The 15,173-nt window shown below is 38.4% G+C and carries 10 protein-coding genes and 1 other annotated feature; of the genes, 9 read left to right on the top strand and 1 reads right to left on the bottom strand.

Translation table 11 applies throughout. The features are described from left to right. Nucleotides 1-62 precede the first annotated feature (62 nt). From V5E38_RS16255 to V5E38_RS16245, 3 genes are all read left to right on the top strand, one after another. Entirely contained in the window at nucleotides 63-1,154 is a 1,092-nt protein-coding gene (locus V5E38_RS16255) for a M42 family metallopeptidase (protein ID WP_387329082.1), read from the top strand. 524 nt (nucleotides 1,155-1,678) lie between these two features. Continuing rightward, nucleotides 1,679-2,881, top strand: coding sequence for a quaternary amine ABC transporter ATP-binding protein (locus tag V5E38_RS16250; RefSeq protein WP_387329080.1), 1,203 nt, complete (start codon nucleotides 1,679-1,681; stop codon nucleotides 2,879-2,881). A gap of 4 nt (nucleotides 2,882-2,885) precedes the next feature. Beyond that, nucleotides 2,886-4,625 (top strand): glycine betaine ABC transporter substrate-binding protein, encoded by a 1,740-nt coding sequence (locus V5E38_RS16245; RefSeq protein WP_499210768.1) that lies wholly within the window; start codon nucleotides 2,886-2,888, stop codon nucleotides 4,623-4,625. Between the two features lie 57 nt (nucleotides 4,626-4,682). Here the strand turns inward: V5E38_RS16245 and sspI are convergent, their stop codons facing one another. Beyond that, nucleotides 4,683-4,892, bottom strand: a complete 210-nt coding sequence (gene sspI, locus V5E38_RS16240; RefSeq protein WP_097979070.1) for a small acid-soluble spore protein SspI — start codon at nucleotides 4,890-4,892, stop codon at nucleotides 4,683-4,685. A gap of 102 nt (nucleotides 4,893-4,994) precedes the next feature. On the opposite strand from sspI, the gene V5E38_RS16235 reads away from it, so the two are divergent. The 6 genes from V5E38_RS16235 to V5E38_RS16210 all read left to right on the top strand — a co-directional run bounded on the left by V5E38_RS16235 (nucleotide 4,995) and on the right by V5E38_RS16210 (nucleotide 15,165). Beyond that, entirely contained in the window at nucleotides 4,995-5,744 is a 750-nt protein-coding gene (locus tag V5E38_RS16235) for a TrmH family RNA methyltransferase (protein WP_097979069.1), read from the top strand. Between the two features lie 129 nt (nucleotides 5,745-5,873). Next, nucleotides 5,874-6,120 (top strand) — a binding site (T-box leader). A 56-nt stretch (nucleotides 6,121-6,176) separates the two neighbouring features. Then, nucleotides 6,177-7,211 carry a phenylalanine--tRNA ligase subunit alpha gene (pheS, locus tag V5E38_RS16230; protein WP_097979068.1) on the top strand — a complete coding sequence of 345 codons (1,035 nt, stop codon included), beginning with the start codon at nucleotides 6,177-6,179 and terminating at the stop codon, nucleotides 7,209-7,211. 19 nt (nucleotides 7,212-7,230) lie between these two features. Then, nucleotides 7,231-9,645: a phenylalanine--tRNA ligase subunit beta gene (pheT, locus tag V5E38_RS16225; RefSeq protein WP_499210767.1), complete on the top strand. Its 2,415-nt coding sequence runs from the start codon at nucleotides 7,231-7,233 to the stop codon at nucleotides 9,643-9,645. A 286-nt stretch (nucleotides 9,646-9,931) separates the two neighbouring features. After that, complete coding sequence (locus V5E38_RS16220; RefSeq protein WP_499210766.1) at nucleotides 9,932-11,593, top strand: exosporium glycoprotein BclB-related protein; 1,662 nt, start codon at nucleotides 9,932-9,934, stop codon at nucleotides 11,591-11,593. Between the two features lie 204 nt (nucleotides 11,594-11,797). Continuing rightward, nucleotides 11,798-13,558, top strand: a complete 1,761-nt coding sequence (locus V5E38_RS16215) for a collagen-like protein (protein WP_499210765.1) — start codon at nucleotides 11,798-11,800, stop codon at nucleotides 13,556-13,558. A 233-nt stretch (nucleotides 13,559-13,791) separates the two neighbouring features. Continuing rightward, nucleotides 13,792-15,165, top strand: a complete 1,374-nt coding sequence (locus tag V5E38_RS16210; protein ID WP_499210764.1) for a glycosyltransferase — start codon at nucleotides 13,792-13,794, stop codon at nucleotides 15,163-15,165. The last annotated feature ends 8 nt before the right edge of the window (nucleotides 15,166-15,173 follow it).

The raw sequence follows: 15,173 nt of genomic DNA, 5'->3' as shown, positions 1-15,173 counted from the left end.
TCAAAAGGAATCCCGAATTGTATAATGTTATATGTACATAATCTTAATTTAAAAAAGGATGGATGAGTTTGTCTACTTTAGATGCAAAGTTACAAATGTTAAAAGAATTAACGGATGCAAACGGCGTAGCTGGATTTGAACATGAACCACGTGAAGTAATGAGAAAATATATTACACCACTTGCTGACGAGGTTGTAACTGATAATTTAGGAAGCTTAATAGCAGTTAAAACCGGAGACCCAAATGGTCCAAGAATTGAAGTTGCTGGACATCTTGATGAAGTTGGATTTATGGTTACACAAATTGATGACAAAGGATTTTTACGTTTTCAAACAATTGGTGGCTGGTGGTCACAAGTAATGCTTGCACAGCGTGTTACCATTTCAACAAAAGAAGGTAATATTACAGGTATTATTGGTTCGAAACCACCTCATATCATGAGTGCAGAAGCAAGAAGAAAAGTAGTAGATATTAAGGATATGTTTATTGATATCGGTGCTTCAAGTAAAGAAGAGGCATTAGAATTTGGGGTTCGTCCTGGGGACCAAGTTGTTCCGTATTTTGAATTCCAAACGATGAAAAATGAAAAATTATTATTAGCAAAAGCATGGGATAACCGTATCGGTTGTGCGATTGCAATTGACGTTTTAGAACAATTACAAGGCCAAACACATCCAAATATTGTATTTGGAGTTGGAACAGTACAAGAAGAAGTAGGACTTCGTGGAGCAAAAACATCTACATATAAAATTGAGCCAGATATCGGTTTTGCATTAGATGTCGGTGTTGCAGGTGACATGCCAGGTGTATCTGAAAGAGAAGCACAAGGTAAATTAGGCAAAGGCCCACAAATCGTTTTATATGATGCATCAATGGTGTCTCATAAAGATTTACGTGAATTTGTAGTAAATGTAGCAGATGAAATTGGAATTCCATATCAATATGAATCCATGCCTGGCGGAGGAACTGACGCTGGTTCAATGCATCTTACTATGAAAGGTGTTCCAGCATTAGCAATCACAATTCCAACGAGATATATTCATTCTCACTCTGGTATCCTTCATCGTGATGACTATGAAAATACAGTAAAATTAATCGTAGAAGTAATCAAACGATTAGATCGCGATACAGTAGAGCGTTTAACATATAACTAAGAAAAATCAATCCCTCATTTATTGAGGGATTTTTTTTGTTGTTTTAGTTTGAACTTATTTACTAACACATATGAGTAACTAAATCTCACCATCTTGCTTTTTTACATCCTCATGAATCTTACTTGAGTATGTAATTTTCATATCTTCGTAAAAACCTCATTTATTAAGGTTTTTTTGCTTTTTCTACTTACCTAACCAACCTGATTTTCCCACTTTTTTCTTCTTTAACGTTATCGAACTGAAACAAATTGTATTATTCCTATAACTAGTTTGAAATAGTTTTGTCACATCTTATTGTTATCATGAATGCACGCTTTTCAAATAAGGATACTCGGAAATAGAGTTTGAAAAATGGTTTCTTACGGGAATTTTTAAAGCTAATAAATAAAATTTAGACTCCAATTTTGTAAATGGAGTTTCTTAAGGAGCCAAGACTTAATTAGTACTTGGCTGATTTTTTTTATAGAGAGAATCCTTATTTATATATGGAGAAGCAAAATAAATATAAGTTTTGAGGTGAGTTAATGAAAGCAAAAGTTAAAGTGAATAACGTAACAAAGGTTTTCGGTAAGTCTCCAAAGAACGCCATAAAGTTACTAGAAAAGGGATATTCAAAAAAGCAAATTTTAGAGCAGACAAACTCAACAATCGGGGTAAATAATGCAAGCTTTGAAATATTCCCAGGTGAAATTTTTGTTGTAATGGGTTTGTCAGGTAGTGGTAAATCGACCTTGATTCGAATGCTTAATCGTTTAATTGAACCAACTACTGGGCAAATCTTAATCGATGATGAGGACATTGTAAAAATGAATCCTCAGCAGTTAAGAGATGTTCGTCGTAAAAAAATTAGTATGGTATTTCAAAATTTTGCTCTGTTCCCACACAAGACAATTCTTGAAAATACGGAATATGGTTTAGAAGTACAAAATATTTCACAGGAAGAAAGAACTGAAAAAGCTTTGAAGTCATTAGAAATTGTTGGCTTAAAAGGTTATGAGCATCAGTTCCCATCACAATTAAGTGGTGGTATGCAACAACGTGTTGGCCTTGCAAGGGCATTAACAAGTGACACGGATATTTTATTAATGGATGAAGCATTTAGTGCGCTCGATCCATTAATTCGTAAAGATATGCAGGACGAATTATTAGAACTGCAAGAGACGATGAAAAAAACGATTATATTTATTACACATGACCTTGATGAAGCCCTTCGAATTGGAGACAGGATTGCTCTTATGAAAGATGGTAACATAATGCAAATTGGTTCTCCTGAGGAGATTATGGTAAATCCAGCCAATGAATATGTTGAACGATTTGTAGAAGATGTAGATCTATCAAAAGTTTTAACGGCGGCTCATGTGCAGAAGCGTGCTGAAAGAATTACGCCTGACCGTGGACCACGTGTAGCTTTACAAGTAATGAGAGACCAAGGATATTCAAGTATATTTGTGGTTGATCGTAGACAAAAGCTACTTGGAGCAATTACTGCTGATGATGCTTCAAATGCTCTTATTAAAAATAAATCGGTAGAGGAAGCTATGCAGAAGGAAATTGTGTCTGTTTATGAAGATACTTTATTAACAGATGTAATTGGAGCACTTGCAACTTCTGAACTACCGTTAGCAGTTATAGATAAAAATGATCGATTAAAAGGTGTCATTATCCGTGGAGCAGTAATCGGTGCTTTAGCGGGTAAAACAGACGATTTAAATATAAAGGGAGGTTAAACATATGGGTATTCCAAAAATTCCATTAGCAGAATGGATTGATAAAATTGTCGATTTAATCATTAAAACTTTCCATCCTCTATTTGGCGCAATAACCAACATCACAGAAACCCTTTTAAATAACCTTGTTAAAGTTTTAGGACTTGGCCCATCTATTATTCTAATCATATTAATTTCATTACTTGCTTTTTATACAAGTAGGTGGACAGTTGGACTGTTTACGTTTCTTGGCTTATTATTAATCGATAATCTTGGACTTTGGGATGCTACAGTTGATTCGTTAGCATTGATCTTATCATCAATCGTTATAACGGTTGTAATTGGAATTCCTTTAGGGATTTGGACGTCGCAAAACGATCGAGTGAAACAAGTGATTACACCAATACTAGACTTTATGCAAACAATGCCAGCATTTGTCTATTTAATTCCAGCAATACTCTTTTTCGGAATTGGTGTAGTTCCTGGTATTTTAGCTTCTGTCATTTTTGCAATTCCTCCAACAATACGATTAACGAATTTAGGTATACGAGAGGTTCCAAATGATTTAATAGAGGCATCTAACGCTTTTGGATCAACAACGTGGCAAAGACTCTTTAAAGTACAGCTACCTTTAGCAGCACCTACCATTTTAGCTGGTATAAATCAAAGTATTATGCTTGCATTATCGATGGTAGTTATTTCATCACTAGTAGGTGCTCCAGGATTAGGTGCAGAGGTTTATCGAGCTGTAACCCAGATTAAGGTAGGGGAAGGATTCGAGGCAGGAATATCAATTGTTATCGTTGCAATTATTCTCGATCGAATTTCTCAAAATCTTCGTCAACCTGCTTATGGGAAAAAATTTGCAAAAAAATATGTTTATGGATTTACTGTATTAATCTTTTGTATTTCGGCCATTTCAGTTGCCTTTGCAGGCGGCAAGGATCAAAAAACAGCTTCAAATAAAATAGGTGCCGGGGTTAATTTTGAGATTACCGGAATTGATCCAGGAGCTGGGTTAATGAAAGCAACTGAAAAAGCGATGAAGGATTACGATTTAAAGGATTGGACTTTAAAAGAAGGATCTTCAGCTGCGATGACTGCTGAATTGAAAAAAGCGTATGAAAATAAAGAACCTATAATCGTTACAGGATGGACACCCCACTGGATGTTTTCAAAATATAAATTAAAGTATTTAGAAGATCCAAAAGGGTCATTTGGTAAGAATGAAGAAATTCATACAGTGGTTAGAAAAGGATTAAAAGAAGAATCTCCTGGTGCGTACAAGATTTTAGATAACTTTTCATGGAAACCTTCTGATATGGAAGAAGTGATGAGTGATATTCAAGACGGTGCGAAACCTGAGAATGCAGCGACGAAATGGATTAAAAAGCATCAAGATCAAGTAAATAATTGGACGAAGGATGCTACAAAAGGAAATGGCGAAAAAATTAGTCTCGTTTATGTTTCATGGGAATCTGAAGTTGCCAGTACAAATGTGATTGGAAAAGTACTTGAAAACCAAGGCTATGACGTAACATTAAAACAGGTTGAGGCAGGACCGATGTTTGCTGGTATCTCAGATGGAAGTGCAGATGCAATGGTCGCAGCTTGGCTTCCGACAACTCATAAAGATTATATGAATGAGTATAAAAAACAATTGGTTGATCTTGGACCGAATTTAAAAGGGACAAAATTAGGCTTAGTCGTACCAGAATATATGAAAATTAATTCGATTGAGGATTTAAAAGGTAAAACGAAATAACAAAAATAAAAGGACTAACGAAAAGTTAGTCCTTTTCTATGTTTTTAACAGATTAGTTTAGTGGCTTACTCCATTTTCTAAAACTGTAAGTAGTTCATGCTTTTGATTTTCAGAAGCGTGATTCCAAAAAACTTCGAGAAGTACACCTAAACCTGGTAATACTTTTTCTTCGCCACTTTGAATAGCATCTACAATTGTTGCTTCTAATTGATCACTTTTATTACCTGAAATATTGTGAAGAACTGCTCCGCGAATATTAAAATTCATTTGGATTCTCCTTTCATATTAAGCTTTATGTAGTATTTGTAAACGGAAACGATTTTATGTATGATAAACGATATGAGATACGATGAAAGGTAAAGGAAACTTATGAAACAAATTGATTCCATACAAAATAATTCTGTAAAGGCTTGGAAAAAGCTACATACTAAAAAAGGAAGAGATAAAGCTAAACAATATATCGTAGAAGGTTTTCACTTAGTCGAGGAGGCAATTAAACAAGATGCACCGATTCTCCATTTATTAATTAGTGAAGAGATTGACTTACCTTCTAATTTTTCGACAGGGTCATTTGAAATTACGTATATATCTAAAGAGGTTAGCAAAGAATTAAGCGAAACAGAAACATCTCAAGGTATTTTTGCAATTATTGAATTTTCTTTTGTTAGAATTGATTTTGAGAAAGTGTCAAAATTATTATTAATTGATGAAGTTCAAGATCCAGGGAATGTTGGAACAATGATTCGAACAGCGGATGCGGCTGGTTTTGATGGGGTTATTTTAGGTTCGGGTACAAGTGACCTATATAATGCTAAAACAATTCGATCCACACAAGGATCATTATTCCATTTACCAATATTACGTGGTGATTTAGTTGAAGCAGTTTCTAATTTAAAAGATAAAGGATTAACTGTTTACGGAACATCTCTTCAAAATGCAAAACCATTTAATGAAGTAAACGTTACAAATCGTTTTGCCATTATTGTAGGAAATGAAGGTAAAGGTGTGAATTCAACATTACTTTCATTAACTGATGAAAATCTATATATACCGATTTACGGTAAAGCTGAATCATTAAACGTTGGTATTGCAGCAGGGATTCTAATGTATAGTCTGTAAAAAATAATAGAAGCCTCATTTGAGCATTCTAGGTCAGTAAAAATGATTCAATCATTTAGTAAATAATTATGTTGAGCAGTTGCATTAATTGAAAAAAATCAATATAATTAATTAAGAAAATTTAATACATAAAAAGCAATGACAGAGAATAGTAAATTTGAATCTCTATTTAGGGAAAAGGTGCCGTAGACTGTAAGCACTTTTATAGTAGACCAAATTGAATTCACCTCTTGAGCTAGCGCCGGGACCATTTTTGAATGTAAAGGCGACTCGGTCTATCTAAGTAGATCGTTATATGAATGAAGTGAGCAGTTAGTTTTTTGTAACATAATAACTGTTAATTAGGGTGGTACCGCGATCAATCCTCGTCCCTTTTTTGGGAGCGAGGTTTTTTTATGTTTAAATTTATGAATTTGAATAGGAGGATTATTCATGCAAGAGCGTTTAGTTTCTTTACAATCAGAAGCGATTAAGCAAATAGAAGAAGCAACAGATTTAAAAGTATTAAATGAAATAAGAATTGCCTATCTAGGAAAAAAAGGTCCGATTACTGAGGCAATGAAAGCAATGAAGGATTTAACTCCTGAAGAGCGCCCTAAAATGGGAGCTGTAGCTAATGAAGTACGTGCGGCAATCCAAGAAAAACTTGAAGCAAAGCAAGTTGTATTAGAACAAAATGCAATTAATGAAAAATTAGAAAGTGAATCAATTGACGTAACACTTCCAGGAAGACCAGTCCATGCTGGTGGAGCTCATCCATTAAGAGCGGTTATTCAAGAAATTGAAGATTTATTTATTGGAATGGGATATGAGATCGCAGAAGGTCCAGAAGTAGAAAAGGACTATTATAATTTCGAAGCATTAAATTTACCAAAAGGTCATCCAGCTCGTGATATGCAGGATTCATTTTATATTTCTGAAGAAACATTAATGAGAACTCATACTTCACCTGTTCAAGCTAGAACAATGGAAGCAAACGTGGAAAAAGGACCAATTAAAATAATTTGTCCAGGTAAAGTTTATCGCCGCGATGACGATGATGCTACTCATTCTCATCAATTTATGCAAATCGAAGGTCTTGTAATTGGTGAAAACATTTCAATGAGTGACTTAAAAGGTACTTTACAACTTTTTGCGAAAAAAATGTTTGGTGAAGATCGTGAAATTCGCTTACGCCCAAGCTTCTTCCCATTTACTGAGCCTTCAGTAGAAATGGATATTTCTTGTATGAAATGTGGAGGAAAAGGCTGTAACATGTGTAAACACACTGGATGGATTGAAATTTTAGGTGCAGGAATGGTTCATCCTAACGTACTTGAGATGGCTGGGTATAATCCAAAAGAAGTTCAAGGATTTGCTTTCGGTATGGGTCCAGAACGTATTGCATTATTAAAATATGGTATTGATGATATTCGTCATTTCTATACGAACGATATAAGATTCTTAAAGCAATTCCAACAAATGTAAGGTAGGAGGGGACTAAAACATGTTTGTATCAACAAAATGGTTACAAGAATACGTTGATTTAAGTGGTGTTACACCAGACGAGCTTGCAAAATTAATAACAAAAGCAGGTATTGAAGTTGAAGGTGTTAATCATCTTTCAGAAGGAATTAAAAATGTTGTTGTTGGTTATGTAATGGAACGTGAACAACATCCTGAGGCAGATAAATTATCAAAATGTACTGTTGATGTTGGAGAAGAACAACCAGTACAAATTATTTGTGGCGCACCGAATGTTGCTAAAGGTCAAAAAGTGATCGTGGCAAAAGTAGGCGCAGTTTTACCGGGGAATTTCAAAATTAAAAAAGCAAAATTACGTGGAGAAGTTTCTGAAGGAATGATTTGCTCTCTTCAAGAATTAGGAATTGAAGGCAAAGTAGTTGCAAAAGAATTCTCAAATGGCATTTTTGTTTTACCAAGTGATGCTGAAGTAGGAGCAGATGCATTAGACGTACTATATCGTGATGATGCAGTATTAGAACTTGGATTAACACCAAACCGTGCTGATTGCTTAAATATGATTGGTGTTGCCTATGAGGTAGCAGCAATTTTAGATCGTGACGTGAAACTTCCAGCAATTAGCGCTCAATCAGCTACAACTGCTGATTATGTTTCAGTTTCAATTGAATCAAAAGAAGATGCACCATATTATAGTACTAAATTAGTGAAAGGTGTAAAAATTGGTCCTTCACCATTATGGATGCAAGCTCGTTTAATGAGTGCTGGTATTCGTCCGATTAATAATGTGGTTGATATTACGAACTATATTTTAATTGAATATGGTCAACCGTTACACGCGTTTGATTTTAATAAATTAAATAGTAATCAAATTATTGTTCGTCATGCGAAAGAAAACGAAAAGATCGTTACACTTGATGGCGAAGAACGCACATTACAGCCACATAATTTAGTCATCGCAACAGAAAAAGAAGCGGTAGCAGTTGCAGGTGTAATGGGTGGTCAAAGTACTGAAGTTGATGTTGAAACTGTAGACGTTTTAATTGAATCAGCTGTTTTCAGAGGTCAAAGTGTTCGCCAAACTTCAAAAGACCTAGGTTTACGTAGTGATTCAAGTGCTCGTTTTGAAAAAGGAATTGATGCTTCTCGTACATTCCCTGCTTCTGAACGTGCTGCTCAGTTAATGGCTGAACTAGCTGGTGGAACAATTGTAGAAGGTACTGTAATTGCCGACAATTTAGTTGAAGATGCTAAAAAAGTATCAGTTTCTGTAAGTAAGATTAATGGTGTACTTGGTACATCAATTGATGCTGAAACAGTAAAAGATATTTTCCGTCGCTTAAGATTAGAAGCTACCAAGAATGGTGAAGTATTTACAGTTACTGTTCCAAGTCGTCGTGGTGATCTTTCAATAGAAGAAGATTTAGTTGAAGAAGTAGGAAGACTATATGGCTATGATCATATTCCTGCTACATTACCAACAGGTGTTGCTAGTCGTGGACAATTAACACCTTATCAAGCAAAACGTAGAAAAATTCGTCAGTATTTACAGCATGCAGGTCTTTACGAAGCTGTAACTTACTCTCTAACAAGCAATAATAAAGTAAAACGCTTTGCACTAGAAACAGTAGATGCAGAACCTGTACGTTTAGCATTACCTATGAGTGAAGAACGCAGTGAGCTACGTTTCAGTTTAGTACCACACTTATTAGATGCTATTGCATACAATGTTGCACGTAAAGAAGAAAATGTTCAACTATTCGAAACAGGCTCTGTATTCTTAACAAAGGAAAAGAACGATCTTCCTCATGAAGAAGAATATTTAGCGGGAGCGCTAACTGGTTTATGGTTGCAACATGCTTGGCAAGGCGAGAAAAAAGCTGTGGATTTCTATGTTGTAAAAGGTATTTTAGACGGTTTATTTACTGAATTAGGTTTAACTAGTAAAATTTCATACGTTGCAGCTAAAAAAGAAGAATTACACCCAGGACGTACTGCAAGTATCTTATTAAACGGAGAAGAAATTGGTTTTATCGGTCAAGTTCATCCTGTTACTCAAAAAGAGTGGGATCTTAAAGAAACGTATGTATTCCAATTATCTCTTGAAAAGCTATTAAATACTGAATTTGATGATATTTTATACAATGCAATTCCTCGTTTCCCATCAATGAATCGAGATATGGCATTAGTAGTAGATTCAAAAGTATTTGCTGGTGATATTCTATCTACAATTCGTTCAACTGGTGGAAGACTTCTAAAGGATGCTACAATTTTTGATTTATACGAAGGTGATAAGATGGAAGCTGGTAAAAAATCAGTAGCCTTCTCATTAACATACTTCGATCCAGAACGCACTTTAACGGATGAAGAAGTAACTAAAGCTCATTCAAAAGTATTAAAAGCTGTAGAAGAAACGCATAATGCTCAATTGCGAGGTTAATTAACTACACTACTCTATTTGAATAAATAGTATTAAAGTTTATATAAAATTTACTAATTTTAATCAGTTTTTTAGTAATGTGACATACTGATTTAATAAAATTTAAAAACTTATGAAAATCAGAAATCTAAGATTTCTGGTTTTTTAATAGGTGAATACTCTATTAGATTTTTTTAATAGAGTATTCACCTATTTTTTGACTCATTTTTATGGTGAGAATGAACCAATTTGTCCTTTTTTTATACAATAAATTGTACAATTAAAATTTTTTGAGAGGTGTATTTTTTTGCCACTACCACCATTACCACCACGATTTCCACAACCATCAGAACAACCAGAAGAACCAAAAATGTCACTAAATAAAGATCCACAAGATTCACCTATAACAAATTCTCCTTACTCACCTAGTTATTCATTTGGTTCAAATGAATCAAATGGTTTAATTGGACCAATTGGACCTATGGGCCCTACAGGCCCAACAGGTGTAACAGGTCCTCGAGGAGAAAGAGGTAAGCGAGGTAAAGAAGGAGAAGATGGCGACAGAGGTCCAAGAGGTTATATTGGACCAATGGGGCCAATGGGACCAATGGGACATACGGGGCCAATGGGGCCAATGGGACCAATGGGACCAACAGCGCCAACTGTAATTGTAGAAGGTCCAACAGGAGCAACAGGAGCAACAGGCCCAGCGGGAGTAACAGGCCCTTCAGGAGGTCCAGTAGGTCCAACGGGAGCAACAGGCCCAGCAGGAGCAACAGGAGCAGACGGAGCAACAGGCCCAGCAGGAACACCAGGTGCACCGGGAGCAACAGGTTCACAAGGGATCCCAGGTCCAGCAGGCCCAACAGGTTCAGCAGGCCCAGCAGGAATTCCAGGCCCAACAGGTCCAGCAGGTCCACAAGGAACACCGGGTGTACAAGGTCCGACGGGTCCAGCGGGAACACCAGGAACACCAGGAACACCAGGAACACCGGGAACACCAGGAACACCAGGAACACCGGGAGCACCAGGAGTAACAGGCCCAGCGGGAGCAACAGGCCCAGCAGGAGCAGACGGAGCAATAGGCCCAGCGGGAGCGACAGGCCCAGCAGGAGCGACAGGCCCAGCAGGAGCAACAGGAGCAGACGGAGCGACAGGCCCAGCGGGAGCAACAGGCCCAGCAGGAGCAGCAGGAGCGACAGGCCCAGCGGGAGCAACAGGCCCGGCAGGAGCAGATGGAGCGACAGGCCCAGCGGGAGCAACAGGCCCAGCAGGAGCAGTAGGAGCAACAGGCCCAGCGGGAGCAACAGGCCCAGCGGGAGCAACAGGCCCAGCAGGAGCAGCAGGAGCAGATGGAGCGACAGGCCCAGCGGGAGCAACAGGCCCAGCAGGAGCAGCAGGAGCAACAGGCCCAGCGGGAGCAACAGGTCCAGCAGGAGCAAGGGGAGCGGGTGCTATCATTCCGTTTGCATCGGGTGGTCCGGTTTCAATGAGTACTCTATTAACTGGATTAGCTGATACAGCAGGCCTGATTGGATTTGGTAGCTCAGCTTCAAATGTACAAATACTTGGAGGAGCAATCGATTTGACTGGAACTGTGTTAGGTCCAATTCTTGACTTTGCATTTTCAGTTCCAAGAGCAAGTACAATCACTTCAATCTCTGCATTCTTTAGTGAAACAGTAGGTTTGAATCTTATTCAAACATCTATCACGGTAACTGCTCAATTATATAGTGCACCAGCAAATAGTAATAGCTTTACACCAATTCCAGGAGCTTCAGTAACGTTAGCTCCAAACCTTACAGGAGTTGTATCTTTAGGATTTATTGCTAATGGTATTAGCGCTCCTTTAGCAATTCCGGTAGCTGCAACAACAAGATTAATGATGGTGTTTACAGCTGAAGCAACTGGACTTAACCTTGCTAATACTGTAGTTGGTTATGCAAGTGCAGGAATTACGCTTAATTAATCAATAAATAGATAAGTAAGATATTAATTCAAGAGTTGACTCTACTCTATTAGATTATTAATTCTATCTGAATGATAGGATTGAATCTAGTAAGTAGAGTTTTTTTTGCGGATTTTTAATAGAAATAGTATTAAAATCCAAACAAACTTGTCCAACAAAAATAGTATAAAGTGTACGTCAAAATATTTTTGGAGGTGTATCTATTTGCCAATACCACCAGGCCCACCAGGCCCACAATTACCACCAATCTTACCATTACCACCAGCTCCAACAGGTCCTACGGGAGCACCACTGCCACCAGGTCCTCCAGCTCCAACAGGAGTTACAGGTCCAACAGGAGCAACAGGTCCAATAGGTCCAGCAGGGGCAACAGGTCCAGCAGGAGCAACAGGTCCAGCAGGGGCAACAGGTCCAGCGGGAGCAACAGGTCCAGCGGGAGCAACAGGAGCAGACGGAGTGACAGGCCCAGCGGGAGCAACAGGTCCAGCAGGAACAACAGGTCCAGCGGGAGCAACAGGTCCAGCAGGAGCAACAGGAGCAGACGGAGTAACAGGTCTAGCGGGAGCAACAGGAGCAGACGGAGCGACAGGCCCAGCAGGAGCAACAGGAGCAGACGGAGCGACAGGCCCAGCAGGAGCAACAGGAGCAGACGGAGCGACAGGCCCAGCAGGAGCAGACGGAGCGACAGGCCCAGCGGGAGCAACAGGTCCAGCAGGAACAACAGGTCCAGCGGGAGCAACAGGTCCAGCAGGAGCAACAGGAGCAGACGGAGTAACAGGTCTAGCGGGAGCAACAGGAGCAGACGGAGCGACAGGCCCAGCAGGAGCAACAGGAGCAGACGGAGCGACAGGTCCAGCAGGAGCAACAGGAGCAGACGGAGCGACAGGTCCAGCAGGAGCAACAGGAGCAGACGGAGCGACAGGCCCAGCAGGAGCAGACGGAGCGACAGGCCCAGCAGGAGCAACAGGAGCAGACGGAGCGACAGGCCCAGCAGGAGCAACAGGAGCAGACGGAGTAACAGGTCCAGCGGGAGCAACAGGAGCAGACGGAGCGACAGGCCCAGCAGGAGCAGACGGAGCGACAGGCCCAGCAGGAGCAACAGGTCCAGTAGGAGCAACGGGAGCAGACGGAGCGACAGGCCCAGCAGGAGCAACAGGAGCAGACGGAGCGACAGGTCCAGCAGGAGCAACAGGCCCAGCAGGAGCAGACGGAGCGACAGGTCCAGCAGGAGCAACAGGAGCAGACGGAGCGACAGGCCCAGCAGGAGCAACAGGAGCAGACGGAGCGACAGGTCCAGCAGGAGCAACAGGAGCAGACGGAGCGACAGGTCCAGCAGGAGCAACAGGAGCAGACGGAGCGACAGGCCCAGCAGGAGCGACAGGCCCAGCAGGAGCAACGGGAGCAGACGGAGCGACAGGTCCAGCAGGAGCAACTGGGGCAACAGGTCCAGCAGGAGCAACAGGAGCAACAGGTCCAAATGTACTTTCTGAAGGATTTTCGGCGTTTTTACCAGCATTGAATACTGCAACTACAACTCAATTAACAGGATGGAGTGTTACAAGTCCGTTCTTTAATGGAACAACTTTTGATCCAACGACTGGTAATTTCACTGTTCCAGCAACTGGACGTTATACTTTTGAAGCGACAATTAGTTACTCTACAACTGCAACTTTAACAGCAGCAATTGGAGCAGGAGTAAATCCTTCATTTGTATTCCGTAGAACATCACCTACGACAGCAGATTTATTAAGTGGATTAATGCCAATTTTAGATGTAAATATTGCATTAGTGCTAAATCTACGTGCTATTCTTGGAGATGGAACTGTCACAATTACTGGGGACTTACAATTATCTGCAGGAGATGTGATTGGTCTCTTCTATGAGGCTGACGGATTAACTGTTCCGCTTACTTTAGGTGGAAACAATACAGCTGGTATCAATTGGTCAGTTCATCGTATTGTTTAACGATTAATTTTAGAGATTAGTAGTCTATCCTAAGGTGATGTACGACGTCCTCATTAATTATTCAATAGTAATCTATTTGAATAAATTAATGAGGATTTTTTTATTAAATAATTAACACTGACCAAATATTTCCATCTTGAATATATTAATTATTGCATGGGTTATTTAGTTAAATGAATTTTAAAGAAATCATACTTGCTAATGCAGTAAGATACTAAGAAGGTGTTTAATGAATGAAAACTAGTATTATTATTTTGACTTATAATCAGCTCGAGGTATCGAAAAAATGCTTTGAAAGTCTTGCTAAATATACAAAGGAAGATGAAGTAGAAATTATCGTTATTGATAATGGCTCGACTGATGGCACACGAGATTATTTAAAGAATAATCCTTCTTTTATTACAATCTTTAATGAGATCAATATGGGGTTTGCTAAAGGTTGTAATCAAGGAATTGAAGTCGCTACAGGTGATAACTTGTTATTTTTAAATAATGATACAATCGTTACAGAAAATTGGTTAGATGCAATGCTTACTCTTTTATATAGTAATGATAAAATTGGCATGGTTGGGCCTGTAAGTAATTATGTAAGTGGATTGCAGCGGATTAATGTTGATTATCAAAATGATCAAGAAATTAATGATTTCTCATTAAGATATTGTGCAAGTGTAAAAGGAATGTCTAAGCAAGTATTAAGATTAGTAGGATTTTGTTTATTAGTTAGACGTGAATTAATTGATCGATTAGTAGGATTTGATGAAAGATTTAGACTAGGTTCATTTGAAGATGATGATATTTGCTTAAGGACTATTTTAGAAGGATATGAATTGCATATTGCATTAGATTCATTTGTTCATCATTATGGGCACATGACGTTCAACGGAAATAGTGATATTAATATAAATCACCTATATATTGAAAATAGAATGAAGTATATCGAAAAGTGGGGAAACAATTTAATAGATATTGGGTATCCGAAGACGGAAATTATTGAAATGGTGCCAGGTAACATAAATAATGTATTAGAAATTAGTTGCTTAGCTGGGGCAACAGGTCTAGAAATTAAAAATCTATATAAATGTGAATTATATGGAACAGAAAGTGATTCAGAACTATCCTCAATTGCATCACAATTTTATAAAAGGGTTGATACAATTAGTATTGACGAAGTGCCCCACAGTTACCCTGAGGAGTTTTTTGATTTAATCATAATTGATAATATTGTAAACCATCTTGTAGATCCTTGGAGTTTCGTAAAAGAAATCACTAATCTATTAAAACCATCTGGCTCAATTATTTGTAGAGTTCCAAATGTTTCACATGGTGAAGTTCTCTTTCAATTACTACAAGGCCAATGGAATTATATTCATGCTGGAATATTGAAAAAAGAAAATATTAGATTTTTCACGCCTCAAACAATTAATACGCTATTTCCAACTGACCAATTTGAAGTGACGACAATGAATGAAAATATAAATGTAGATTTAAATATTAAGTTGTTTTTTGAAGAAGTAGTTCATTTAGCTCATAGTTTTGGAATAAATCTTGAACAACTAACTTCAAATCTTGAAATATATAATATGCTCTTGTTGATAAGGAAAAAATGATTAAAAGG

Source organism: Rossellomorea sp. GAMAL-10_SWC, assembly GCF_049568075.1.
Lineage (GTDB): Bacteria > Bacillota > Bacilli > Bacillales > Bacillaceae_G > Gottfriedia.
The sequence above is the reverse complement of the archived record's forward strand: the minus strand, read 5'-3'. Positions and strand labels throughout refer to the sequence as shown.